The sequence below is a fragment of the Syntrophobacter fumaroxidans MPOB genome (assembly GCF_000014965.1).
Lineage (GTDB): Bacteria > Desulfobacterota > Syntrophobacteria > Syntrophobacterales > Syntrophobacteraceae > Syntrophobacter > Syntrophobacter fumaroxidans.
Window position 1 is genome coordinate 2,560,304 of the sequence record NC_008554.1, and the last position, 24,435, is coordinate 2,584,738.

Below are 24,435 nucleotides of genomic sequence, written 5' to 3' on the forward strand. Positions count from 1 at the left end.
AAGGGGCCCGGCGGCTTGCGCGCTGCTTGCGCGTGAACGTGGTCGGCCCGAAAGCGATTGTCGCCGGGAGCGGGATCGCGGTCTGGTGCGTGCTCCGGAAACGTGCTGAATTCGCTTGACCTTTGCGCAGAGTTCTAATACACGGAACGAGGTTGAAAATAAAGCGGAAAAACGGAGACAGAGTTATGGTCAAGAAGAACATGGAAGACGATCAGTTGATGGAAGAATTCGACGACGAGGGGGGACTCGAATTCGACCAGGGTGATGAGCTCGACTTTACGGGCGAGGACGATCTGATGATCGAGGAGGGAGAAGACGAGGAAGACCTCCTTCCCTCGGTGCTATATAAGGGGATATCACGCCCCAAGACGGACGACGACTGGCGCCAGCTCCTCATGGACGCGAGCCGCGAGGGCGTGCCGGAATACCGGTTGACGGATTCCTACAAGGAAGGGTCTCTGATCTCCCACTTGAGCTTCGGCCTGGGCGTGGTCAGCAAAATCATTTCCCCGCGCAAGATGGAGGTCATTTTCGAGGACAGCAAGAAACTCATGGCCATGAACCTCCCCTCTCCCAATTGACCTCCGCCGTTTGCCGTCCTTTCTCCCGGGACTGACGATCGCCGGGAGAACGGACAACCCCCGACCTGCGACAAGTCATTGTGACGGCATCTGTCGTTTCAGCCCCGAACGATGGGCAGCCCCGGATGTGGGCACGGTGAAACCGTGTCCACCCTGCGCTTCGCCCCCGAACGAAGGGAAGCCCCGTCCCCCCGCACTCCGGCGCAGCCCTCGTCTTTCATCACGCGCTCTGCCGCCCCGTCCCCCCGCACGCGCACTCCGGGGGGCCCGCCGCTTCATGCCAAGGTGCGTTCAAGATTACACAACATCTTCCCTACGGGAGGTGACGCGGGTGGGGGTCCCCCCTGCGGACCGATGTGCCGGTCATACGTGCAAGGCGAGGGCTTTATGCCCTCCCGCCCAATGCGCCCATCTTGAATGCAACCCGGTATCAGGCGTCCGCTTCCAGGGCCGGCGTCAGAAAACGCTGCACCTGTTCCAGCAGGAAGGGATAAACGGCCGGGATCCCACCCACGATGTGGCCGTTGTACAGGTAGCGGTCCTCGCCCCAGAAGTCGGTGACCAGCGCCCCCGCTTCCATAACGAGCAACGCTCCCGCCGCCACGTCCCAGGCCTTGAGCCCCACCTCCCAGAAACCGTCCACGCGCCCGGCGGCCAGGTAGGCCAGGTCCAGCGCGGCCGCTCCGGCCCGCCGGATTCCGCTGACCCGGTTGAAAACGGCCCGGAAGGTATCCAGGAAGGGTTCGATTACCCTCCTGGAGCGGACGGGAAATCCCGTGGCCACCAGGGCCTCGTCCAACGCCGCCCCGCTCCGGGCCCGGATGCGTCGGCCGTTGAGATACGCCCCACCGCCTCTGCGGGCGATGAAAAGCTCGTCGCGCACCGGATCGAGCACCAGTCCCAGCTCAGGCCGCTTGTCCACGCACACCGCCACCGATACGGCCACGAACGGGAACCCATGGATAAAGTTGGTGGTTCCGTCGAGGGGGTCGATGACCCAGGTGATCCCGGGCTGGAGGCCGTCGTTGTCCGTTTCCTCCGACATGATGTGGTGCTCCGGGAAGTGCGCCCGGATCGTTTCGATGATCCGGTCTTCTACCATCCGGTCCACCTTGGTGACGAAGTCGGCCGGTCCCTTGCTCTGGATATCGGAATCGGCGACCTGCCCGATGTGCCGGCGGATCACATCCCCGGCCTCCTTCACGACCGCTTCGGCCACGCTTTCAATTTCCCTGTTCATTCCCGCCTCATACGAACTTGCCTGGAAAGCAGACTCCCGGGTGAGTCTGTTTTCATGCCTTGTGGTGGTGCCGGCGCCATGGCCAATTACGTTCACGATTCCACACCACCTGCCCGGAGGAAGGTGACGCGGGCGGGGATAAAATCCCCTCCTGCGGACCGATGTGCCGCTCGGACGTACGGGAGGACCTTGTGCCCCCGCCCCATGCACCCGTCTTGAACGCAACCTGGCATCACAGCCCGACTGTGATGTTTTGCGTTGCGCAATGCCCGGGCAAGCCGCCATGCAACCGATCGAATACCTCGGCTTGCGCGCCTTTGCCTTGAAGTCGCCCGCTCGAAAATACCGCGCGGCTTGCCGCCCGAAATCCGGCTGACCCGCCGGGGACGTTACCCGCCGTGCGGCTTTCGCCGTGACTTTCTCTCCCCGCCGCCGCACGCCGCCTCCCGCATCATGGTCCGGGAGCCCGGTGTACCCGATCCCGGGCGTATCCCTACTTACTCCCATTCGCTCCAAAAGGAAAATCGTTTCTCGCCCGCCGCGTTCCCCGTGGACGGTCCCCCGATTTTCCGCCTTTGGCCCGCTGGGCTCACCGGTCGAGGCATCCGTCAAATGCCGGAGTGGACATAAGGAGCCGTTTTTGATAACCATGACTGGGAGCATAAGAGTGCCCGGAGGTTTGAACGACCGCGGGCGGCCCGGGGCATCGATGCACGGACCGGACGACGGACGGGTCCGAACCCGCGCGGGCATGAAACCGAGGGAGAATCGGGAGTCACGGTCATGCGGATCGACGTGCACACGCACATTTTTCCACCGGAAATCATCTGGGGACGCGAGCGGCACTTCGAGAGCGACCCTTGGTTCAAGCTGCTCTACAGCCCGCCCAAGTCACGAATGGCCAGCGCCGGAGTGCTCATCGACGCCATGGACGAAGACGGCGTCGACCGTGCCGTCGTTTTCGGATTCCCCTGGTTCGACACGGATACCGTCACGCGGCACAACGACTACATCCTCGAATCGGCGGTTAAGTACAGTCCACGGCTCGTACCCCTTGCCTGCGTGAACCCGCTCACCCGCTCCGGCCCCATCGAGGCCGAACGCTGCCTGCGCGCGGGCGCGGCGGGCCTGGGGGAACTGGCCGTCTACGGGCCGTGCGACGAACGGACGGCGCTCGGCAGGTTCCGGGACCTGTTCGACTGCTGCCGCTCCCGTCGGTCGGTCCTGCTCGTCCACGCCAACGAACCCGTGGGGCACGTCTATCCTGGCAAGGCCCCGCTCGGCCTCGACTTCTATTACAGGCTGGCCGCCGACGCGGCGGGAATCCCGCTCATCTTCGGCCACTGGGGAGGAGGCCTGTGCTTCTATGAGCTCCTGAAAAAGGAAGCCCGGGAAGTCCTCGCCAACGTTTACTACGACACCGCCGCCTCGCCTTTCCTCTACGACGCGTCCATCTACCGGCACATGTCCGAAATGCTTCCGGCGGGGAAGATCCTCTTCGGCAGCGACTATCCCCTCATCAAACCCGCCCGGTATTTTCGCGAAATGGCCGAATCCGGCCTCCCGGAACCTCACATGCAAGCGATCTGCGGCGGCAACGCCGCCCGGTTGTTTGGACTCCCCTGAGGGTCAAACCTACACTTTTCACTTTTCACTCCGAGGTGCGTTCCAGATGACACAGCACCTGCCCGTAGGGAGGTGACGCGGGCGGGGATAAACCCCGGGGACCGTGCGGATCCGTAGGGTGGGCACGGTGTCTCCGTGCCCACGATCAGGCCGAGTCTCGTGCACCCACACTCGCCATGATCGCTGCGAAAGCGTGTGTCAACTGGGGGTCAAACCTACACTTTTCACAGGGGCTTTGGGATCGCCTGCACTTTTTTCAAAACACGCCGATGAAGCCGGGAAAGCCACGGCCGCCCACTGCGATATCGGCTTCTCCAAAGTTTTGGCTGAGGTCCGCAACACCTCAAATTGCAGGGTGACCTCGGCCTTTGCGGCGGGAGGGTGAGGGCGCAGCCAAGCCCGGGAAACTTCGCGGGACGGCATGGCGAAACCGCGATCCGTCCCTGCTCCGGACGGCATACCCGGCGTTGCGGTGACCGCCGGTGTTGCGTCCCTCCGAGAAGGCTTGGGAATCGAAGATCGCGAGGAGCCGTCGTCGGCAATCCCGTTGAATGAGAAAAACGAAGGCGTCCACCGATTCCCTCGGATTTTCGTTCCGTTGCAGATCGCGGGTCCCGGGTCAGGGGTTGCCTCGTTCGGCAGTCATCAACTCCGACTGGGCACTCCTTGCCATCCGGTGCCGGAAAGCCTTGGGCGCGACGGCGAAGAACAGGTTGAAATCTCGGTAGAACGAGGAAATCGACTCATATCCGCAATCGTACGCAATCTCGGTGATGGTGCGCGGCGAAACACTCAATTCGACCGATGCCGTCAATATCCGGTAGATTCGAAGATAGTCGAAAATGCCGATCCTCACGTCGGCCTTGAAGAGCCTCGACAGGTGACGCCCCGAATAGGGAAAAGCCGCCGTGAAATCGGACATGCACAGCCTGCGGGCATAATTGCGTTCGATGAACTCCACGACCCTCCGGCATTGCGGATGGTTCGGCTGAGGCAGGCGGGCCAGCTCGACGGGCCGGACGATGTCTTCATGCAGAATTTTCATCAGCAAGCCCACGCACTCACGGTTCAGCCCCGCCTGGAGATCCGACCCTCTGCGAACCGCGATCCGGTCGAACAATGCCGCGCCGAGGCTGCTCATATTAAAGATGACGATCCTGGCAATTTCGGAGTCGAAGAGCTCCGGCGCGAAATACAGGGATTTGTACGTGACGGACTCCCCGATCACGGTCGAGCGATGCGGCAGCTCGGCCGGAATGAGCGCGGCCATGGACCCGAACAACGGCTGTCTTCTGGACCGGTCTTCCAGGAGCGATACCCCGTTTTGAATCCTGAGCACCTGGTGATGGGCGTGAACGTGCATCCGCCTGGTGGAATAGGTTTCCAGGCGGCCGCTCAAGGTCAACGCCAATCGGCCGGCGAGCGGAATATCGATCCTGAGGTGTTCGGCGATCATCTCATCACGCTTTCCTGAGTCGAGCGAGTCCACGGCGCGTAGCGCGGATTCGAACGGACGTGGAAGCCGCCCCCGCGTGGTCGCGGGGATCACGCTCCGGCCGGTTCGCAGGCTCACATCCGCGTCCAACCCGCCGCGCGATGGCGCGGATTACCCCGTCCGCGGTGAACCGTCCCTTCCCCCCCCCCGCACGGGACCGGGGCCGCATGTCGATTTCGGCCAGTTCCTTTTCGCGCCCCCCACGCACGGAACCGGGGAACGCGGCTGAAGAATGGAAATCGCGGCTCACGCGGTCTTCCCCCCGTGCATGGAATCGGTCAATTTGCGACTTCGTCAAGGAACTCGTCGCAGACGGAATGTCCGTTTGCGAGAATAAAATGACTTTCTTTCGGATGCAAGCCATAGCTTTATGGAGATAGAGTGCGGAGCATGCGGTGGAATCTTTTTGGGCAGCCGAAACTCACCCAAAGGATTCGGGAGTCCGGCACCGAAATTCGAGGAGGGTTGCGATGAAGAACAGGGCACGCTGCAGACGCGTCCATCACCGGTTCGGTCCAACGCTTTGCCTGTTGACGGCATTAACACTTATCTTGGAGGTGGGAGCCTTGTTTGCGGCGGACAACAGAGGAGAACGGTACGAAAAGGGATATCGGGCACTGCAGGCGCTGAATGCCGACGGCGCGGGCAAGGTGATCGAGGGACTGCGGGACATCGCGCCGGAGATGTCCGATTTTCTCGTCGAATTTGCGTACGGCGACGTGTTCTCTCGTCCGGCGCTGGACCCAAAATCCAGAGAGATGGCGACCATCGCCGCGTTGACGGCGCTCGGAAACGCCGCGCCGCAACTGAAATGGCACATCGCGGCGGCCCTGAACATCGGCGTTCGGCCCGAGCAGATCATCGACATCATGTACGTGTCCGTCGTTTACCACGGGTTCCCGGCGGCGCTCAACGGCATCGCCGCGGCGCGGGAAGTGTTCGCGGAAAAGGGCATAAGATTCACTCCGGTCAAGCGGGAGAAGATCGCGGACAAACGGGCCCTGGGCCTGAAAACCATGGATGCAACGAGCAGAGGGGCCGGGGAGAAGGTCGTCGACAGCCTGAAGGACATTGCCCCGGAAATGGCGGATTTCATCCTCGAGTTCTCCTACGCCGACATATTTTCCCGTGGGGTTCTGTCGCCGGGGGAGACCGAACTCGTGGCGATCGCCGGGATGTGCGCGGCCGGCACCCAGCGACCTCAGCTCATCGTCCACATCAAATCGGGGCTGAACGTGGGCCTCACCAAAGAACAGATTATCGAGGTCATGGACCAGATGGCCGTATATGCCGGGTTTCCGGCGGCGCTCAACGGCATTTCCGCCGCCCGGGAAGCTTTTGCCTCCGCGGCAAGGTGAAGACACCCGGGGCTGCGCAGTGTCCTCATTGCAGGTTCCGGGTCGCCTCATGGACTTGGAGCGGATAACAATACGCCGACACCGACGCCGTCCGGGGAAGAGCATTGGGTTGGTTTTCGCCAGAAAACGCGACCTGATTCTCCTTTTGTTCTAGGGAGTTGCTGACGTAAGCACTATACCACAAGAGGAAGAACTCAGGCCTACTTCTTTTCCCTTAATCGGACAGCAATTGGGTAACAAATACGTCGAGTAAGACAACATCACCTTTCATTTGACTTGGTAGCTATCTGATTGTATTTTAGTAGCGTAACGATGTTAATGTGAACCATAGGCAATGAATGAATAGTTCGTGCACGGTCATTGGTCAGGAAGGCTTCGATCGGTCCGTAGACAATGCAGATTTCACAAGGTAAGACCAGACACACGCTACGCTATTGCTTTGAGACTTACCGGCTCGAAAGCACCTGCCACGTCCGGATCTTGAGGAGCCTGTGGACAATTGCGACCTCAGGTGGGGGCGTCCGTACCGGTCTCCTCAATCCGGGACCTGCTGGTGTGCGCAAGTCTGGCGGGAGGTTTTTCAGGCAATGGAGAAAGACTGTTGTCTTGATCCCTGTAAAACGCCTCGGTAAGCTGTGAGATAGAGCGCAATCACTGAGAGGTAAAGGCTTGTCGCACTGGTGGCTACCATTCTGATGGCGTGTTATGTAGGAAAAAATCTGAATATCCGAATCTTATACTGATCAGTCAAATTACTGTTGTACTCAGCATCATAAATAATTTCGCATAAGCCTTGTCGGCCGTTGGTCCAAATCAGCTCTGGAGAACAAGTTAGCAATTGGGGGCTGCGCATTCATTTACGGCATCGTGTATAGCATGCGCTCTGGTCGGAGGCTCCGCTCGATCTTGACCACCAAATGATGAGCGGAAAAGGACATGACCACCCTACCTGACTGTCACAAAATAGTGAATAAATCACATGAAAATCGATCTGGCAGCTAAGATAGCAATTGCAAATGTGCTGAAAGAGGGCCTCACTGATATTTTTCCCCAACCTTGTGAAACTGCCTTGCTCAAAAACCAGGAGTTTCAGAAAGCCATTAGGAGTGAAGTAGTTAAGACTATTTCCGGAGGCTCACTAGAATCGTTAAAGATGTTTCCTATTGAACATGTTCTTCTTCCTAAAACTGCGGCTTTTGACTTTAGACGATGTGCGTTGATACAACCTCTTGATACAATCAAGTATTTGACTCTTACAATTCTATTTGCAGAAGAAATTGAAAAATATCGTCCCTCCAAGGCGAGGAAAATCGTTTTTTCGTATCGATACAGTCCAAGTAAAGGATATCTTTTTGATCAGAAATATACAATTACATCGTTTACAAAGTACACACTAGAAAAGGCTAAACAGACAAAAACAAAAGTATTGGTTTCCTGTGACATTGCGAACTTCTATGATCGCCTTAATTTGCATCGTCTCGAATCAATTCTCATTTCTCTGGCACTTGATAAAAACCAAGTACGATTGCTCAACGAACTGCTCCTTTTCTGGGCGAACAGGGATTCGTATGGACTTCCTGTGGGTTCCAATGCAAGCCGAATTCTGGCAGAGGCATCACTTTTGGAGGTTGACAACTTCCTGCTTTCGATTGGAGTAAGCTTTTGCCGATTTGTGGATGATTATAGGATTTTTGCTCCAGATGCGCATACTGCACATCACTGGCTCACACAGCTAATAGAGAGATTGTGGCTGGAAGGCCTCACAATCAACAAAAGCAAGACGAAGATTGAGGATGTATCTGATTGGAAGAAGGAAGATAGGAAGAGCAGCGCAGCTGCGGAGGCGAAAACTGGTGAGAAGTCAAACCCACTGGAGGAGAAGGAATCGGAAGAAAAGCACCCTTTTCGCATAATTGCGGGGTATGGTGGCACGATCCCCACAAGATTTCGGAAACCAACTGCCGCTGAAAGAGAGAAACTCAGTGAAATTGATGCTGAGACACTATTAAACAAAATAAAGTCTTCGAAACTTGTGGCTTCTGAAGATATTCATACATTTGTACGCGCTGTACTATATGGCAAAAAAACGAAATTGTTTGCTGTTATCCCTCAAGTTCTTGATAAGTTTCCTCAATTCACGCCCTATGTCATCGACTTATTGATCAAACATAAAGATGAAATCTCCGAGAATATTAGAACATCGATTAGAGATGCTTTTTCTTCTAAGTTGACCAAAGAAAAGTACCTTCCTGAGTACCTGGCAATTGCTTATATTCGAATTCTTGGTGCTGATGGCTTTCAGGATGGCGATGCTCTCTTTGATCACTTTCGAGCTCTACGCCGAAACGCAGGAGCGTATATAGGCCGTGCACTGCTCGATGCTTTGGAAAATGTTGTTTCTCGGGGACAGGTTCTAGAGATACGTCGCTATTTTGTCCGAGCAGACTCATGGGAAAAACGCCAGATTGTTCGAATTATTGATAGGCACTTGCATGAAGATGAAAAACGTCCCTGGCTGAAAAACATAAAAGTTCAGGAAGCATCAGATCACTTTTTGGTGGAGTCAATTAATTCGACTATCAAGCATCGAAAGAAGAAAAGAAAGAAATCTCCATGAAAGTGGATTTGTTATTCTGCACATGGATCGGAGGGAAAGGTGAGCCGATTATGTGCAGCGCGAAGTTGAAAAAGGGGAAAGTCCACCCAGTCCGCCTGTATGGCGTTGCGAGTGGATTACGGGGTCAAACATACACTCTTCACTTTCCACAAAAGTGTGAAAAACTTGATTCTTTTTGCGTTGAACATTCCAAAGACCCCTTGTGTCTGCCGGCGCGAATGAAAGATGTGACTGCCGCATTTTCCAGGACTTCGGCCACGTTCCAATGGGCATGGAACAGGGACTTCACCGGCATGAACCTCTTCCTGGCGAACCGAAGTCGCCGCCGCATGTCTTCGGTTCCACGCCCTTCGATGTCCGTCTGTCTCCGTTCCCTCGGGCCGAATGCCGCAAGCCGAATCGGAGGAGCGCCCCCTGCGTTCCCGCCTCAACGCCGCCACTGCGATCCCGGGCGGCGGCACCATCGGAGTGCCCCCTGCGCGCCCGGACCCGAGAGGCCGAAAGACGAGACCCCGTCATCCCCGGGAGAACCCGCTACAGGGAGAACCCGCGCCTCAGATTGAGCTCAGTATGACCAGGATAAACATCGCGACGGGATAGGTGCTCGCGCGGTTGAACAGGGCCGCCGCGCAGGCCGAGGTGCGTTCGCGGCGGAGCCGAAGGGAGGGCACGAGCAGCAGCATCGTTCCGCACAGCACGGCTCCGGGCATGTAGAGGAAATTGAGCGCGGCCGGAGTCGCCCAGTAGAGCACCAGGCTCAGGATCACCGCGGCGGTCAGCGACGTGAGTATCACCAGGGCAGACTTCTCCCTTCCGAATTCCACAGGGACGGTTTGAGCCCTGAGGTTGCGATCCTCGTCAAGGTCGCTCCAGTCGTTGGGCACGTTCTGGCCGCCGATTTCCCAGCAGAAAAGCCACAGGAACAGGCACACCAGGAAAACCGGCGGCGGGTCGGGGGACACGGCGAACACCGCCGCCATGCCTCCGGCGGTCTTCACGACGCCGCTCACCAGGACCCGCAGGTAGCTCACCTTGAGCATCATGCAGTAGATCGCCTCGGCCACGCAGCCGAAGATGAAGATGGCCGCGCATACCGGGTTCAACGCATAGGCGCCGAGCAGGGCGATCCCGCCCCACGCGGCCGTCCAGAGGATGCCGTCCCTGAGGCTGATCAACCCCTGTGCGAGCGGATGACGGGCGTAGACCGCATCGATATCCCGCTCCAGGCAGGGCAGCCCGCACTCGCGGATTTTCTGCCGGTCCACCCTGTAGTCCACCACGTCGTTCAATGCGTAGACGGCCGTGTACCCGGCAAAAGCGGTCAGCAGGCCAAGCGCCGCAACGCCCAGCGGAGGGGCCGCCCCCAGGCACAGCATCGCGCACAAGGCGGGAGTCGCCATGTCCAGGACCCCGTGGGGGGTTCGGGAGAGCGCCATGAAAAGCCGGAGTCGCGAAATCGCCGGCGTGTTCACGATCGAACCGTTGCCCAAGACATCCTCCTGCAGGTTGAAAACGATCCGGCGCCCGGTCCGGCCGGATTCCCGTTAGGCGATTGGAATCTTTCCAAGGAGATCGTCGATCCGTTCCGGAGACATCAATCCCTGCTCCAGCACCACTTCCCGGATGGTTTTCCCCGTCCGGTGCGCTTCCCTGGCGACGGCGGACGCCCGGTCGTAGCCGATTGCGGGCACCAGGTAGGTGGAGAGCATGAGGCTCCGCTCGATGTTGGACGCGCTCTTTTCACGATTCGCCGTGATCCCGGCGACACATTTCGATGCGAACAGGGAGGCGGCGGAGCTCAGCAGTTCGACGGACTGCAGCAGGTTGTGGGCGATCAGGGGCAGCATGGTGTTGAGCTCGAAGTTGCCGGCCTGCGCCCCGAAGGTCACGGCGGCGTCGTTGCCGATGACCTGCGCCGCCACCTGCAGCACGACCTCGGGGATGACCGGGTTCACCTTTCCGGGCATGATGGAGGACCCGGGCTGCAGGGAAGGCAGGTTGATCTCACCGAGGCCGCAGCGCGGGCCGGAAGCGAGCCACCTCAAATCGTTGGCGATCTTGGCGAGGCTCACGGCGACGGTCTTCAGCGCGCCGCCGGCCTCCACGGCGGCATCCTGCGCGGCCTGGGCCTCGAAGTGATTCACCGCCTCCCGGAACGGACAGCCCGTCTCCCGCGCGATGACGGCGATGACCCGCCCGGCGAATTCCGGATGGGTGTTCAGGCCCGTGCCGATCGCGGTTCCGCCCAGCGCCAGCTCGCCGAGGGCGGGCTCGATGCGTTTCACCCTCTCGATCGCCAGTTCCACCTGGCGGGCGTAGCCGGAGAACTCCTGCCCGAGGCTCATGGGCACGGCGTCCTGAAGGTGCGTCCGGCCGATCTTGAGCACCCCGGCGAATTCGAGGGCCTTCTCGTTCAGGCTCCGGTGCAGCGCCTCCAGGGAGGGGATGAGGCGCCGGCGCAGGGTGAGCAGGGCGGCGATGTGGATCACCGACGGGATGACGTCGTTGCTGGACTGCCCTTTGTTCACGTGATCGTTCGGGTGCACCGGGCTCTTGCCGCCCCTCCTCCCGGTGAGGATCTCGTTGGCGCGCCCCGCGATCACCTCGTTGGCGTTCATGTTGGTCGAGGTCCCGGAGCCGGTCTGGAAGACATCGAGCACGAACTGGCCGTCCAGCCTGCCGTCCGCCACTTCCCGCGCGGCCTCGATGACCGCCTCGGCCAGGTCGGCGTCAAGCAGCCCGAGGTCCCGGTTGACCATGGCCGCAGCTTTCTTCACCAGGCCGAGCGCCCTGATAAAGGACGGCGGGAAGGAAAAGCCGCTCACGGGAAAATTGTCGAGCGCCCGCCGGGTCTGCGCCCCGTAGTACGCGTCTTCGGGAACCATCACCGTTCCGAGCGCGTCTTCCTCCGCTCTCTCCCTCATTCCCGTCTCTCCCGCGGCGCTCCCGCCGGCCGCTCCCCGGCCGCGACACAACGCCCGCCACCGGTTCTCCCTGCCGGGCGGAACCGGCCCCTCATTTCCGTTTCGCGTCGAAAGGAGTCCCGGCCCGGCGGGTCGGACCGAAAGACTCATCGGGCTCCCGGGGCGACCCCATGATCGCAAGCCGCATGGAAGCCCCCTCCTGGAGGAGCGTCAACCCCCGGCCCCTCCCGCCGGACTCTACCCCGTGCGGCCCGGAAGGGCCTTCTGAATCTCCCGTTTCAGAAAGTTGATGGACTTGGTCACGGGAATCCCCTTGGGGCACACGCGCGTGCATTCGAAGAAGTTCACGCAGGACCACGCGCCGTCATGGAAATCGATCTGCTTGAGTCGCTCCGCGTATCGATCGTCTCTGGTGTCGAAGATGAAGCGGTACGCCCACACCAGCGCGGCCGGCCCGACATATTTCTCGTTCTGGATCATCACCGGGCACGACCCCGTGCAGCAGGCGCACAGAATGCACCGGATGACGTCGTCGACCTTCTTTCGGTCTTCGGGACTCTGCTGCCTCTCCGCCTCGGGCGGGGCCGAATCCGAAACCAGGTAAGGGCGGATCAGCCGTATGCCGTCAAGGAAATGCTCCATGTCCACGACCAGGTCCTTGAGCACCTTGAAAAAGGGGAGCGGCTCCAGGACAACCTCCAGCCCCTCGTACTCCCTGACCAGCTTCTGGCAGGCCAGACCGCAGACGCCGTTGATGCGCATGCCGTCGGAGCCGCACACTCCGTGTCCGCACGACATGCGATAGGCCAGGGTCCCGTCCTGTTCCCACTTGATCCGGTTCAGACAGTCCAGGATGCGTTCCTGGGGTTCGGCGACAACCGTGTAGTTCCGGTAGTACGGTTCCTCGTCCGTTTCGGGATCGAACCGGAAAATCTTGAATCGCATTTCCATTTCAGTACGCCCTCGGCTTCGGTTCGAATCGGGTTATGGTAACGGGTTTGTAGGACACCTCGGGACCGTTGGCGGTTTTGAGCACGAGGGTGTGCTTGAGCCATCGGGCATCGTCGCGTTCCGGGTAATCCTCCCGGCTGTGCGCTCCCCGGCTTTCCCGGCGCGCGAGCGCGCAAACCGCGATCGCTTCGGCGATGTCCAGCAGCCCTTCCAGCTCGAGGGCCTCCAGCAGGTCGCTGTTGAAGCGCTTACCCTGGTTGTCGATACCGATCCCGGCATATTCCTCTCGAAGCGACCGGATCAGGGAAAGCCCTTCGGCAAGGCTCCCTTCGTCGCGAAAGACCGAGCAGTGGGCGGTCATGGCCTGCTGCATGGCACCGCGCAGCCTGGCGACCTTCCCGCCGCCCGGGGAACGGCCGAGAAGCCCTTCGATCCCGGCCCGCACCTTCCGCTCGGGACTGTCGGGCGGATCGATCCAGGGGAGCTCGCGGACGTTTTCGGCCATCGCGATGCCGGCCCTCCTGCCGAACACCACGAGATCCAGCAGCGAATTGCAGCCGAGGCGGTTGGCGCCGTGCAGGGAGATGCAGGAGCATTCGCCGGCCGCATACAGGCCGGGAACGATCCGTTCGCCGGCGCCCAGGACCCGCCCGTCGACGGTGACCGGGATTCCGCCCATCATGTAGTGGCAGGTGGGCTGCGTGGGAACAAGGTCTTTTGCGGGATCGAGGCCGAGGTAGATCTTGATGAAGGAACTGATGTCGGAGAGCTTCTCCTTGAGCTTCGACTCCCCCAGGTGCGTCAGATCGAGGTGCACGTAGTCCCGGCCGTCGATTCCCCTCCCTTCCCGAATCTCCGTGAAGATGGCCCGCGACACCATGTCGCGCGGAGCGAGATCCTTGATGGTCGGCGCGTAGCGTTCCATGAAACGCTCGCCGGCGGCATTCCGGAGCACTCCCCCTTCCCCGCGGGCGGCCTCGCTGATGAGCACCCCGAGGCCGTAGAGTCCCGTCGGATGGAACTGCACGAATTCCATGTCTTCCAGGAGGATTCCATTTCGGTATGCGCACGCGACGCCGTCGCCCGTGCTCGCGAAAGCGTTCGAGGTGGTCTTGTAGACTTTGCCGAAACCGCCCGTGGCCAGCAGCAAGATCCTGCAGTGAAAGAAATGCACTTCCCCGGTGGCGATCTCCAGGGCGATCAACCCGACGGCCGCGCCGTCCTTCATGACCAGGTCCAGCATCTGGAATTCCGGGTAGATCCGGATTCCCTTGCGCACGGCCTCGAAGTACAGGGTATCCATCATCACCCTGCCGCTGCGGTCCGCCGCGTAGCAGGCCCGTTTCACCGCGGCCTGCCCGAAATCCCGGGTGTGGCCGCCGAAGGCGCGCTGCGCGATCTTGCCTTCGGCGGTGCGGTTGAAGGGAACCCCCATGTGTTCCAGTTCGTACACCGCCCTGGGAGCGTCTTTGGCCAGTATCTCGGCCACGTGCTGGTCGGTCAGGTAGTCGCCCCCCTTGACCGTGTCGTACATGTGCCACTCCCAGGAATCCGGCTCCTCGTTGCCCAGCGCGGCGGCAATGCCTCCCTGGGCCGCCCCGGAATGGGAGCGTGTGGGATAGACCTTGCTGATCAGGGCGACGTCCGCGTTCCCGGCCACCTCGATGGCGGCTCGAAGTCCGGCCAGGCCGGCTCCGACGATGACGACGTCGTGTTTGAAATGCATGGCGTTTCTCCTCTCGGGAACCCGGCCGCCCGCCTCAACCGGCTGGGGTCGAACGATGCCGCCTCAAGGCGCCGGCGCCTTACCGAACATCCCCCGACGCTCACTCGCGGGCGTCCACGGGTTGGTACACGCACCCGAGGGCGCCGCAGTAATGACCGACATACTCGGCCTTCGGGCGGTACAGGGCAGGCTTATCCTGGGCTTCGGCGAATTTCTCCTCGATGACGTGGGAGCACCAGCCCGAGATTCTCGAGATTGCAAAGACGGGAGTCATGATGTCCACGGGGATTCCCATCATGGAGTAGACCGAACCGCTGTAAAAATCGACGTTGGACTTGATGTTGTCCTTGCCTTTTTTTTCGAATTCCTTCAAGGCCTCCTGCTCGATCCGGGTGAGCAGCCGGTACCAGTCTTCGTGGCCGGTTCTAACGCCCAGCCGCAGGGACATTTCCTTGAGGATCTTCGAACGGGGATCGAAGGTCTTGTAAACCGCGTGCCCCATTCCCATGATCTTCTCGCCCCGTTCCATCCGCATTCTCACCCAGTCGCCGACCTCATCCTCGGATTTCACTTCCTTTTGTACCTCGAAGAGCATTTTCATGACCCGGGCATTGGCGCCGCCGTGCAGGCTGCCCGAAAGCGCGCCGACCCCGGCGCTCACCCCGGCGTACATGTGGGCCTGGGTGGAGACCACTTCCCGGCAGGCAAAGGTCGAGGCGTTGAAAGTGTGGTCGGCGTGGAGCACGAGGCACACGTCCAGGTCGCGGGCGATTTGGTCGTCGGGTTTATTCCCGGTGAGCTGCCATAGAAAGTTCGCCGCGTGCGGCAGGCCCTCGTCCGGGGGAAGAGGCTCCAGGCCGTTCCTGATACGGTTCCAGGCCGCGACCACGGCGGGAACCCTCGCGATCAGCCGAACCGCTTTGCGCAGGTTCGCCTCCCGGGTTTCCACCATCAATTCGGGATCGGCGACTCCCAGAAACGGCACCACCCCCTGGAGCACATCCATGGGATCCGCTTCCCGGGGAATACGCCGCATGCTGTCGATGACAAATTCGGGGACGGTTCGCGCCGCGTCGACCTCGGCGGTGAACTCCCGCAGTTCCTCGGCGGACGGCAGCACGCCGTTGAGCAGCAGGTACGCCGTTTCCATGAAGGACGATCGTTCGGCGAGCTCCTCGATGCGAAACCCCCGGTAAATGAGAATGCCGTTTTCGCCGTCTATGTAACTGATCTTGGTGTCCGCTACGGTCACACCCCGCAAGCCGATGTTCTTTACACGAACTTCACCGTTCATCGTCTCCTCCAGCCCGACCATAACGACGAGTCAACAGAAAGGAACCCTCGCCGACTTCAATTCAACGCCGGTCGACACACGGTCCGCCGGTCTGCGGATCATCCACATCCCCGGGGGGCGGACCGCCAACGACGGGCCGCGGTCTATAACAGCAGTCCCTGCTTCACGAAATTGAGCGCCCCGCCTGCCAGCAGCAGCCTGCGCTGCCTCGCCGAAACCTTCAGCAGGGTCACGATGCTTCTTCCGTTCACTTCCAGCGGGATCTCTTCGTCCCCGTTCTCCACATGCCGCCTGACTTCCCGAAAGACCACCCTGTCCCCCTTGGACAGGACGTCATAGTCCCCGGGGTTCCTGAAGACGAGAGGAATGACCCCGAAATTGCACAGATTCGACATGTGGATGCGGGCAAAACCCTTGGCGATCTTGACGCGAACTCCGAGGTAGCGCGGCGCGAGAGCCGCATGCTCGCGGCTCGAACCCTGGCCGTAATTCTCGCCTCCGACGACGACCAGGTCCCCCTTTCCCCGGCACTCTTTGTGGAAGTCCGGATCGATCTGCGAAAAGACGAACTCGCTGATCGCATAGATGTTGGATCTCAACGGCAGCACCTTATTGCCGGCTGGCATGATGGTGTCCGTGGAAATATTGTCACCGACCTTGAGGATCACCTCGGCTTCCAGCGTCTCCGGCAGCGGTCCCATCTCGGGGAGCGGCTTGATGTTCGGACCTCGCAGCACCTCCGTCCGCGACAGCTCTTCGGACGGATGGATGATGGATGAGGCGTCGACCAGGTACTTTTCCGGATCCCGGATGCGCGGATACGCTATTTCAGCCGCCAGATCCCTGGGATCGGTGATGACTCCCTTCAACGCCGCGGCGGCCACCGTTTCGGGCGAGCAGAGGTAGACCTGGTCGTCCTTGGTGCCGGAGCGGCCGGGAAAATTCCGGGGCATGGTCCTCAGACTGACCTCACCGGTTCCCGGGGCCTGCCCCATGCCGATGCATCCGAGACATCCCGGTTCGTGGATCCGCGCCCCGGCTTTGAGCAGAGCGATCAGGCCGCCGCGAGCGGCCACGTTTTCGAGCACCTGACGGCTGCCCGGATTCACATGAAACGATACGCGAGGGTGGGCTTTCCGGCCTTCAACGGTTTTCGCCACCGCCATCAGGTCTCTGAACGACGAGTTCACGCTGCTGCCGACGATGACCTGATCGACCTTGAGACCCGCGACCTCGCGCACGGCGACGACGTTGCCGGGCGAAGACGGACGGGCGATCAACGGTTCGAGGGCCGATAGGTCGATTTCCGCATACTCGTCGTATTCCGCGCCCTCGTCACCGTGCAGGGACACCCAGTCGCTCTCCCGGCCCTGGGCCGCCATGTAAATCCGGGTGTTCTCATCGGATGGAAAGAGCGTGGTTGTCGCACCGAGCTCGGTCCCCATGTTGCCGATGGTCTCCCGGTCGGTGGCGGAAAGGCTCTCCACCCCGGGGCCGTAATATTCGACGATCTTGCCGACGCAATTCTTCACCCCGTAGCGCCGAAGCATTTCGAGGATCACGTCCTTTGCGCTCACCCAGTCGGGGAGGCGCCCCGTCAGCTTCACGCCCAGCACCCTGGGGCAGGGAAGATGATATGGGTATCCGGCCATGGCGAGGGCCACGTCCAACCCCCCGGCCCCGATGCCGAGCATCGAAATGCCGGCGGCGCCCGGCGTATGGCTGTCCGCTCCCAGCAGGGTCTTGCCCGGAACGCCGAAACGCTCCATGTGAACCTGATGGGACACCCCGTTTCCGGCGGGGCTGAAATGAATGCCGTACCGAGCCGACGCGGTCTGCAGGAACCGGTGATCGTCGGCGTTCTTGTGATCGGTCTGGAGTAGGTTGTGGTCCACGTACTGGACGGCCAGTTGAGCCTTTATCCGATCGAGCCCGAGGGCCTCGAATTCCAGCATGGCCATGGTGCCCGTGGCATCCTGCAGCAGCACGTGGTCTATGGTGATCGCTATTTCCTCACCGGGCGTCAAACGGCCTTCCACCAGATGCGCCTCGAGGATCTTCCGGGTCAGGTTCTTGGCCACTCTTCTCTCCTTGGAACACCATCGGGTTTCACGTCATCGAACTCAGGTTTTCGTCGCGGCTCCTCCCTCACGGCACCACCCCCGTCCCCAACGGGGAGCATGCATCCCCGGCGCGAGCTTCCCCGCGAGACCGCATGGCCGACCGCCGCAGCCAAGCAAAACCTAATCTCCACGACGATTGTTGTCAATCAAACGGGGACGCCGAGCCCCCGCGCCGCGGGCGGGCCGGGAAAGGGGCCGATCCCGGCCGGAGACTGATCATGTACCGGATCGAGTGCCCGTTCATGCGATACGGCCCCGGCCCGGCACATTTTCATGCGGTATCGTGAATCGCAGGGTGGGCAGGATGGAACCGTGCCTACCCACCCTTCGTTTGCTCTTGACTCTTGAAGTTCTCACAAAAGGGCGGGCTGTGGGCCGGCCCGGCTCACGGCGGACGCCGGCAAATCGCGAGCACCCTTGGCCGATTCAACATTAGGAGGGAACAAGTATGGCCGGAGAACGGGTCTTACATCCCATTCCTCGGCCATCCGGACGGAAATTCCCGGCCCATTTCCCCCGCTCCAACCCGACCGAAGAGCGCCCGGGAAACGGCCAGGAAGAGATTCCACTACTTCACTTTGTCGCTCAAGCTCTTCCCCGGCTTGAACTTGACCACCTTGGAGGCGGGGATCTTGATCTTTTCACCGGTTCTGGGATTGCGGCCTTCCCGCTGCGACCTGCTTCCGACGCTGAATGTGCCGAATCCCACCAGAGTCACCTTCTCGCCGGTCGAAAGCGCTTGAGATACCGCCGCGACAAAACCGTCGACCGCCTTTTCCGCCTGGGCCTTCGTAATACCCCCGGCTCCCGCAATCTTGGAAACCAAATCTGCTTTTGTCATCCTCTTTCCTCCTCAGATACTGAAAAATAACCCCTCACACCAGTACATCACCCTTCAGATTTTCCGGCCGCACCTCCTGTCGATGACAATATGAGCCCCGCTGCACGTCATCTGCCTGATCGATGCGGGCTGTGACACCCCCCCGGTCTTCACCGCCGCCAGACCCTCTTCAGACAGCCTAACGCCTTGATATGACGGTATAATATAGAAGCCTTGGCAACCGGAACATTCACATCAGGAAAAGTGGATACGTCTGCGCAACGCGAGAAAGTAAAATAAGACAGGGTCGGCCAAGACCATCCCTGGAAAACTGCAATATCAGCTATGAAGCCAATTAGCGGCATTCTACGGCGGTCTTCCACGAAAGACAATATCTTTTAGACAGGAGCGACAGAGATTTTTTTGGGGGGACATTTCTTTCGCGGGGCGCGACGGTGGCGCATGGAACGAATCGGACGGGTGGAAATGGAACCCGCCGCCCTCCGCGGTTTATTTCGAAGGGGCCGGGACCATCTCCACCCCGGGGCTTGACGGCGCAATCAAGTGATGTGATGAATCCGCTGCGATCGATCCTATCCCGGGAACGTGTTCAACAATGCATCCCGAACGTGACCCGGGCCAAGGCCGAGACCCGGACCGCCCTGGAAAACCCGGATCCCCGCCTGCGCGGAAACGACGTCGATGAGTCTCATTCACCGCTCATGACTCCCGGTTCACGGCCGTTCACCGAGTGATGGGAAGGGGGTTCTCCCCGGGTCTTTAGAAATCCTCACCAGGTTGTATGATATCCGGCGATAGAGCTTCGCATCGAGGGCGACGGTGTGGAATGCCCGCTCGAGAAGGAGAAGGGGGTCGGGTCGGCACTAGTTCTTGTACACGGCGCTGACGATGATCAGGTCGTCGACCTTTTCGAAATAGGCGATTTTGGGAAGCCATTCTTTGGTGACCGGATGGTACCATTTGTACTCCACCCAGCCGGCGCCTTTGGCATTGGCGGTGTCGATGATCTCTTTGATGAATTTCTTGCCGTCGGAATCCATGAGATCGATGAACTCCTCGCCGACGTATTTCTCGTTGACTCCGTGGGCGAGCATCGTTCCTTTGGGATTCAGTGCGTAGATGTACATTTCCCCTTGAATGAACATTCCCGTGGGGTTCGTAAATTCCGCCAAGGCGATCCTCTTGCCTGCGGACCGGTAAAACTGCTTCGCATTTTCCACCCAGGCCTTTGCGTCTTCCGGTGCTCTCGGGCTCATCTGCTCCTCCTTTTGATTTGTTGTGATTTCAAAGCCTTGTTCCCTGATTGCACCACCGCACCGTATTCCCGGAATTATAAAAACCCGTATATAATCCAAATCATCTATCAGCACCCTGTCAAGGCTCATCGAATATCCGTCGACGAGAACGGAGCCATGGACATCGATAGAGATGGGACGATCAATAGCGGCGCCGAAGCAATGCCAAAAGAGGCGGACGGAAGGGGGGGCGCACGGAACCGAAGCTCCCTGTGCCGCCCCACCGTGCATGCCCTGCGCCGGCCGACTGAGTCGGAGGTTCATTGAACACTCTTTCACACCGGCAAACGGGGCGCACAGCGTTGCTTTTCCCGCAAACCGTCCTTATACACATGCCTAGTGGGGAGTTCTTATTCTATTCTAATTATTTGATACTTTCACAAGGAGGTCAGCCATGGCGATTCGAGTCCTGATTGAAAGAGAAATCGAGGCCGGTCAGGAGGGAAAGCTTCACCACGTGATGATGCAGCTCCGCGCCAAAGCGATGCAGAACAAGGGCTACATCTCGGGTGAAACGCTCCGGGCGCTGAACAATCCGAACAAGTATCTCGCCATCAGCAACTGGAACAGCGTGGAGGACTGGAGGTCATGGGAAAACAGTCCGGAGCGCAAGAAAATCCAGGAAGAAATGAAGTCCATCGTTCTCGGGAAAGAATCCGTCACCGTGTACGTTCATCTGTAGCTCCGCCCGCTGCCGACGCTCCTTCGATGATACCTCCCGATCTTTGTGCGCGCTTGTACACCACCCGGGCAGGAAAATCACGCCTGCCCGGGTAAGCGCTCTATTCCATGCTGCGCTGCACGCGATACACGCCCTTTTCCGCTCTCAACGCGGAGAGCACTCGTTGCAGGTGCTTGGTGTCTTTCACTTCGATTTTCAGCCGGCACGCTCCGAGGTTGTAGCCTCCCGGAGGCTCGACCTGGATGTCCACAACATTGGCGTCCAACTGGCCCAGCACGGCGCTCAGTCCGGCGAGTATTCCCTTGTCGGACGCATGGGTGATCTTGATATCCACGGGATAGACCTGGCCGCCCCCGCTGTCCCACTGGACGTCGATCTTTCGCTCGGCATCCCCGCGCCCGATGTTGTTGCACTGGACCCGGTGCACGGTGATTCCCCGCCCCCGTGTGATGTAGCCGACGATTTCCTCGCCCGGAACGGGATTGCAGCACTTGGCCATGCGGATCATGACGTCGTCCACCCCCCTGACCTTGACGCCCTCATCCCCGTGAGCGGTTCTGCGTTTCTCGACCGGGATGGTGTCTTCCCTTGCGGCTTCCTCGATTTCCATCTTGGAAGGCAGTTTCCCGATCACCTGGACGGGCGAAACCTTTCGGTAGCCGACAGCCGCCAGCAGATCATCCACGGAGCGGAGCGAAAAGCCCCTTGCCGCCTCGAGAAGCTCGTTGGAATTCAGGTAATTGTGGAAGTTGAGGCCCTTCTTGCGAAATTCCCGCTCACAAAACTCCCTGCCAAGGGAAATCGACCGTTCCCGTTCTTCTGCTTTGAACCAATGGCGAATCCGGTTGATCGCCTTGCTCGTCTTCACCTGTTTGAGCCAGTCTTTGCTGGGACGGTGATTGGCGGCGGTCAGGATCTCGATGGTGTCCCCGGTCTGGAGCTCGTAGCGCAACTGGACCAGCTTGCCGTTCACCCGCGCCCCCACGCAACGATGCCCCACCTCGGTGTGGACTTCGTAAGCGAAATCCACGGGAGTGGACCCTCGGGGAAAGGACTTGATTTCGCCCTGGGGAGTGAAGACGTAGACCTCGTCGGGGTAGAAATTGACTTTGACCGCATCGAAGAAGGTCTTGGGATCGCGCCAGTCCTTGTTCCATTCCATCAGCTCGCGAAGCCAGGAAAAGCGCTGGGTCTCCTGCTCGTCGATCTTTCCCAGGGGACGGCCTTCCTTGTAGAGCCAGTGCGCGGCGATTCCCTCGTTGGCGATCCGGTTCATTTCCTCCGTGCGGATCTGGACTTCCATCCTTTCATGGTAAGGCCCGATGACCGTGGTGTGCAGCGACTGGTACATGTTGGACTTCGGCTTCACGATATAGTCTTTGAATCGTCCCTGAACCGGCTCCCAGAGCGCATGGATCATCGCCAGAGCCTCATAGCACGCCTTCACGGAATCCACGATGATTCGAAATGCGATAATGTCGTACACCCGGTTCAGGTCGAGGTTTTGCCGGATCATCTTCTGGTAGATGCTGTGAAGGTGCTTGGATCGCCCGTTGACCCGTCCCTTGATGCCGTGCTCCTCCAGTCGGGCGTTCAGGATGCTCATGACGTCTTCGATGTAGCGCCTGCGTTCCTCCTGGGTCTTCTCCAGCTTCCCGAGGATTTCCTCGTAAGACTCGGGCTCCTTGCACCGGAAGGCCAGGTCCTCCAGTTCCTGCTTCATCCAGTCAATTCCAAGCCGGGCCGCAAGCGGCGCGTAAATATCGAACGTTTCCTGAGCCATGGAATTTCCGGAGCCTCTCGTTCCGGAGTGCAGTGAGCGCATGTCGTGAAGGCGGTCCGCCAGCTTGACCAGGATCACCCTGACGTCCTGGGACATGGCGAGGATCATCTTGCGAATATACTCGGCCTGGCGTTCCTCGCGGCTGCTGAAACTAAGCCGGCTGAGCTTGGTCACGCCCTGAACGATGCCCGCCACGCCGGGGCCGAATAGCTCCCGCACCTCATCGATATTCGCGTACTTGTCTTCGACGACGTCATGCAGGAGACCCGATGCGATGCTCTCCTCATCCAGGCGCATCTGGGCGAGAATGCCGGCCACGGCAAGAGAGTGGTTCAAGTAAGGCTCCCCGGGCAATCGGACCCGGCCGCGATGTATGGATGCGACGTAGATGTACGCCTTTTCGAGCAGGGAACTGTCCGAGCTCGGATAGTAGCTGAGCATCTGGTCCCTGATTTCAAAAAACCGCATGCTTTCGCTCCCCGACAGACGGTTCCCCGCTCCTGACTCCCGGCAAATCCCCCCGTGCCGGGCAATCGTCGAACGCGAACCCCCTCATCGCACCGCTTTCGCCGACCCGGGCCAACAAACGGAGCGGGCCATGACCGCCTCGGCTCCCTCCACGCAGCTCGTAACGACTCCGGCCGAGATCACCCCATGATCCTTTCGCCGGTCATTTTCTCGATTTCAACCAGCAGCCTCTTCATCAGCTCCGCCTCTGGAACCGTTTCAATCCGCTCCCCTTTCTTGAACAAAATTCCCTTTCCGCGCCCTCCGGCAATTCCCACGTCCGCTTCCCGCGCTTCTCCGGGCCCGTTCACCACGCATCCCATAACGGCCACTTTCAGCGGGGTGCGCACTTTTCTCAGCAGCCTTTCGATCTCTTCCACCATCGGGATGAGATCGATCTCCGTCCTGCCGCAGGTCGGACAGCTCACGAGCTCCACTCCGCGGTCGCGCAGCCGCAGTGAGCGGAGAATACCGTAGGCCACCGGTATTTCGTCCTCCGGATCCCGCGTGAGCGAAACCCTCAGCGTGTCCCCAATCCCGTCGAACAGCAGGATGCCGATCCCCAGGGCCGACTTGACGGCTCCGTCCACCAGGGTCCCCGCTTCGGTTACGCCAAGGTGCAGCGGGTAGCGCGTCCGGGACGACAGCAGGCGGTATGAGGCAACCGTGTTGAGCACGTCCGACGATTTCAGGGAAATCTTGATGAGATCGAAATCGTGATCTTCCAGGAGTCGAACGTGTTTGAGCGCGCTCTCCACCATTGCCTCCGGAGTCGGATGGCCGTGGCGGGCGAGCAATTCCTTTTCGAGCGAGCCGCTGTTGACGCCGATACGGATGGGGATCCCCCTTTCCCGCGCCGCCGCCGCGACCTTGCGCACCTTGTCGGGGCCGCCGATGTTGCCGGGATTCAGCCGCAGCGCGTCCACTCCGGCCTTGATTGCGCCCAGTGCGAGGCGGTGATCGAAATGGATGTCCGCAATGAGCGGGATCCCAATGGCCTTCTTGATCCGGGAAAGCTGTTCAACGGCCTGATCATCCGGCACGGCCACGCGCACGAGCTCGCATCCCGCCTCATGGAGCCTCTCGATCTGCGCCACGGTGGAACGCCAGTCCCTGGTATCCGTGTTGGTCATGGACTGGACCACGACCGGGGCGCCTCCCCCGATGAGAACCCCGCCGATCGATAGCTGTCGAGTGGTTTGTCTTTGTAGAGGATTCAATTGTCTCTCCTGTCGTCCGTTCAACGTCGTTCACGCGGGAAACCACCGCAGGGTCGATCCGCTGCGATCCAAAAAGGGATGGGCCGCAGCACGGAGAGGGGCATGGATCGCCCGGCTGCGTCCGCGATTGTATTGTAGAAAATATCCATGCGGTTTCCAAGGACCCATTTGG

At 60.0% G+C, this 24,435-nt stretch carries 17 protein-coding genes; 5 read left to right on the top strand and 12 right to left on the bottom strand.

The genetic code is table 11. The features are described 5' to 3' along the window. Positions 1 to 185: 185 nt before the first annotated feature. Entirely contained in the window at positions 186 to 581 is a 396-nt protein-coding gene (locus SFUM_RS10835; protein ID WP_011698946.1) for a hypothetical protein, read from the top strand. A 430-nt stretch (positions 582 to 1,011) separates the two neighbouring features. Here the strand turns inward: SFUM_RS10835 and SFUM_RS23325 are convergent, their stop codons facing one another. After that, positions 1,012 to 1,821: an inositol monophosphatase family protein gene (locus SFUM_RS23325; protein WP_011698947.1), complete on the bottom strand. Its 810-nt coding sequence runs from the start codon at positions 1,819 to 1,821 to the stop codon at positions 1,012 to 1,014. Between the two features lie 783 nt (positions 1,822 to 2,604). On the opposite strand from SFUM_RS23325, the gene SFUM_RS10845 reads away from it, so the two are divergent. Beyond that, positions 2,605 to 3,447 (top strand): amidohydrolase family protein, encoded by an 843-nt coding sequence (locus SFUM_RS10845; protein ID WP_011698948.1) that lies wholly within the window; start codon positions 2,605 to 2,607, stop codon positions 3,445 to 3,447. A 619-nt stretch (positions 3,448 to 4,066) separates the two neighbouring features. On the opposite strand, the gene SFUM_RS10850 is transcribed toward SFUM_RS10845, so the two are convergent. After that, positions 4,067 to 4,903 (bottom strand): AraC family transcriptional regulator, encoded by an 837-nt coding sequence (locus SFUM_RS10850; protein ID WP_150109489.1) that lies wholly within the window; start codon positions 4,901 to 4,903, stop codon positions 4,067 to 4,069. Between the two features lie 509 nt (positions 4,904 to 5,412). Here SFUM_RS10850 and SFUM_RS10855 point away from each other — a divergent pair. Together SFUM_RS10855 and SFUM_RS10860 are read left to right on the top strand one after the other, a co-directional pair. Beyond that, entirely contained in the window at positions 5,413 to 6,300 is an 888-nt protein-coding gene (locus SFUM_RS10855; RefSeq protein WP_011698950.1) for a carboxymuconolactone decarboxylase family protein, read from the top strand. Between the two features lie 979 nt (positions 6,301 to 7,279). Beyond that, positions 7,280 to 8,917, top strand: coding sequence for an RNA-directed DNA polymerase (locus SFUM_RS10860; protein WP_011698951.1), 1,638 nt, complete (start codon positions 7,280 to 7,282; stop codon positions 8,915 to 8,917). 554 nt (positions 8,918 to 9,471) lie between these two features. Here the strand turns inward: SFUM_RS10860 and SFUM_RS10870 are convergent. The 8 genes from SFUM_RS10870 to SFUM_RS10910 form a co-directional block, all read right to left on the bottom strand. Further along, positions 9,472 to 10,407, bottom strand: coding sequence for a UbiA family prenyltransferase (locus SFUM_RS10870; protein WP_011698953.1), 936 nt, complete (start codon positions 10,405 to 10,407; stop codon positions 9,472 to 9,474). Between the two features lie 54 nt (positions 10,408 to 10,461). Further along, the gene (locus tag SFUM_RS10875) at positions 10,462 to 11,841 is read right to left on the bottom strand and encodes a class II fumarate hydratase (RefSeq protein ID WP_011698954.1); all 1,380 of its coding nucleotides are present in this window, start codon (positions 11,839 to 11,841) and stop codon (positions 10,462 to 10,464) included. 237 nt (positions 11,842 to 12,078) lie between these two features. Next, entirely contained in the window at positions 12,079 to 12,792 is a 714-nt protein-coding gene (locus SFUM_RS10880) for a succinate dehydrogenase/fumarate reductase iron-sulfur subunit (RefSeq protein WP_011698955.1), read from the bottom strand. A gap of 1 nt (position 12,793) precedes the next feature. After that, positions 12,794 to 14,518 carry a succinate dehydrogenase flavoprotein subunit gene (gene sdhA / locus SFUM_RS10885; protein WP_011698956.1) on the bottom strand — a complete coding sequence of 575 codons (1,725 nt, stop codon included), beginning with the start codon at positions 14,516 to 14,518 and terminating at the stop codon, positions 12,794 to 12,796. A 100-nt stretch (positions 14,519 to 14,618) separates the two neighbouring features. After that, positions 14,619 to 15,812: a citrate synthase gene (locus SFUM_RS10890; protein WP_011698957.1), complete on the bottom strand. Its 1,194-nt coding sequence runs from the start codon at positions 15,810 to 15,812 to the stop codon at positions 14,619 to 14,621. Between the two features lie 143 nt (positions 15,813 to 15,955). Continuing rightward, the gene (locus SFUM_RS10895; protein WP_011698958.1) at positions 15,956 to 17,893 is read right to left on the bottom strand and encodes an aconitate hydratase; all 1,938 of its coding nucleotides are present in this window, start codon (positions 17,891 to 17,893) and stop codon (positions 15,956 to 15,958) included. A gap of 610 nt (positions 17,894 to 18,503) precedes the next feature. After that, on the bottom strand, positions 18,504 to 18,776 hold the full coding sequence (locus SFUM_RS10900; RefSeq protein WP_011698959.1) for an HU family DNA-binding protein: 273 nt from the start codon (positions 18,774 to 18,776) through the stop codon (positions 18,504 to 18,506). Positions 18,777 to 19,639: 863 nt separating this feature from the next. Further along, positions 19,640 to 20,032: a cache domain-containing protein gene (locus tag SFUM_RS10910; RefSeq protein WP_011698961.1), complete on the bottom strand. Its 393-nt coding sequence runs from the start codon at positions 20,030 to 20,032 to the stop codon at positions 19,640 to 19,642. A 433-nt stretch (positions 20,033 to 20,465) separates the two neighbouring features. Between SFUM_RS10910 and SFUM_RS10915 the strand changes: the two genes are divergently transcribed. Continuing rightward, a complete protein-coding gene (locus tag SFUM_RS10915) occupies positions 20,466 to 20,753 on the top strand; it encodes an antibiotic biosynthesis monooxygenase family protein (protein ID WP_011698962.1) in 288 nt (95 codons plus the stop codon). A gap of 100 nt (positions 20,754 to 20,853) precedes the next feature. On the opposite strand, the gene SFUM_RS10920 is transcribed toward SFUM_RS10915, so the two are convergent. Beyond that, positions 20,854 to 23,004, bottom strand: coding sequence for a RelA/SpoT family protein (locus SFUM_RS10920; RefSeq protein WP_011698963.1), 2,151 nt, complete (start codon positions 23,002 to 23,004; stop codon positions 20,854 to 20,856). A gap of 179 nt (positions 23,005 to 23,183) precedes the next feature. Then, positions 23,184 to 24,263, bottom strand: a complete 1,080-nt coding sequence (gene ispG, locus SFUM_RS10925; protein ID WP_011698964.1) for a flavodoxin-dependent (E)-4-hydroxy-3-methylbut-2-enyl-diphosphate synthase — start codon at positions 24,261 to 24,263, stop codon at positions 23,184 to 23,186. Positions 24,264 to 24,435 lie beyond the last annotated feature (172 nt).

Excerpts from the sequence above, each read along its gene's own strand:
- SFUM_RS10835 (WP_011698946.1), top strand. The coding sequence starts at position 186 with ATGGTCAAGAAGAACATGGAAGACGATCAGTTGATGGAAGAATTCGAC.
- SFUM_RS23325 (WP_011698947.1), bottom strand. The coding sequence starts at position 1,821 with ATGAACAGGGAAATTGAAAGCGTGGCCGAAGCGGTCGTGAAGGAGGCC.
- SFUM_RS10845 (WP_011698948.1), top strand. The coding sequence starts at position 2,605 with ATGCGGATCGACGTGCACACGCACATTTTTCCACCGGAAATCATCTGG.
- SFUM_RS10850 (WP_150109489.1), bottom strand. The coding sequence starts at position 4,903 with ATGATCGCCGAACACCTCAGGATCGATATTCCGCTCGCCGGCCGATTG.
- SFUM_RS10855 (WP_011698950.1), top strand. The coding sequence starts at position 5,413 with ATGAAGAACAGGGCACGCTGCAGACGCGTCCATCACCGGTTCGGTCCA.
- SFUM_RS10860 (WP_011698951.1), top strand. The coding sequence starts at position 7,280 with ATGAAAATCGATCTGGCAGCTAAGATAGCAATTGCAAATGTGCTGAAA.
- SFUM_RS10875 (WP_011698954.1), bottom strand. The coding sequence starts at position 11,841 with ATGAGGGAGAGAGCGGAGGAAGACGCGCTCGGAACGGTGATGGTTCCC.
- SFUM_RS10880 (WP_011698955.1), bottom strand. The coding sequence starts at position 12,792 with ATGGAAATGCGATTCAAGATTTTCCGGTTCGATCCCGAAACGGACGAG.
- sdhA (WP_011698956.1), bottom strand. The coding sequence starts at position 14,518 with ATGCATTTCAAACACGACGTCGTCATCGTCGGAGCCGGCCTGGCCGGA.
- SFUM_RS10890 (WP_011698957.1), bottom strand. The coding sequence starts at position 15,812 with ATGAACGGTGAAGTTCGTGTAAAGAACATCGGCTTGCGGGGTGTGACC.
- SFUM_RS10900 (WP_011698959.1), bottom strand. The coding sequence starts at position 18,776 with ATGACAAAAGCAGATTTGGTTTCCAAGATTGCGGGAGCCGGGGGTATT.
- SFUM_RS10910 (WP_011698961.1), bottom strand. The coding sequence starts at position 20,032 with ATGAGCCCGAGAGCACCGGAAGACGCAAAGGCCTGGGTGGAAAATGCG.
- SFUM_RS10915 (WP_011698962.1), top strand. The coding sequence starts at position 20,466 with ATGGCGATTCGAGTCCTGATTGAAAGAGAAATCGAGGCCGGTCAGGAG.
- SFUM_RS10920 (WP_011698963.1), bottom strand. The coding sequence starts at position 23,004 with ATGCGGTTTTTTGAAATCAGGGACCAGATGCTCAGCTACTATCCGAGC.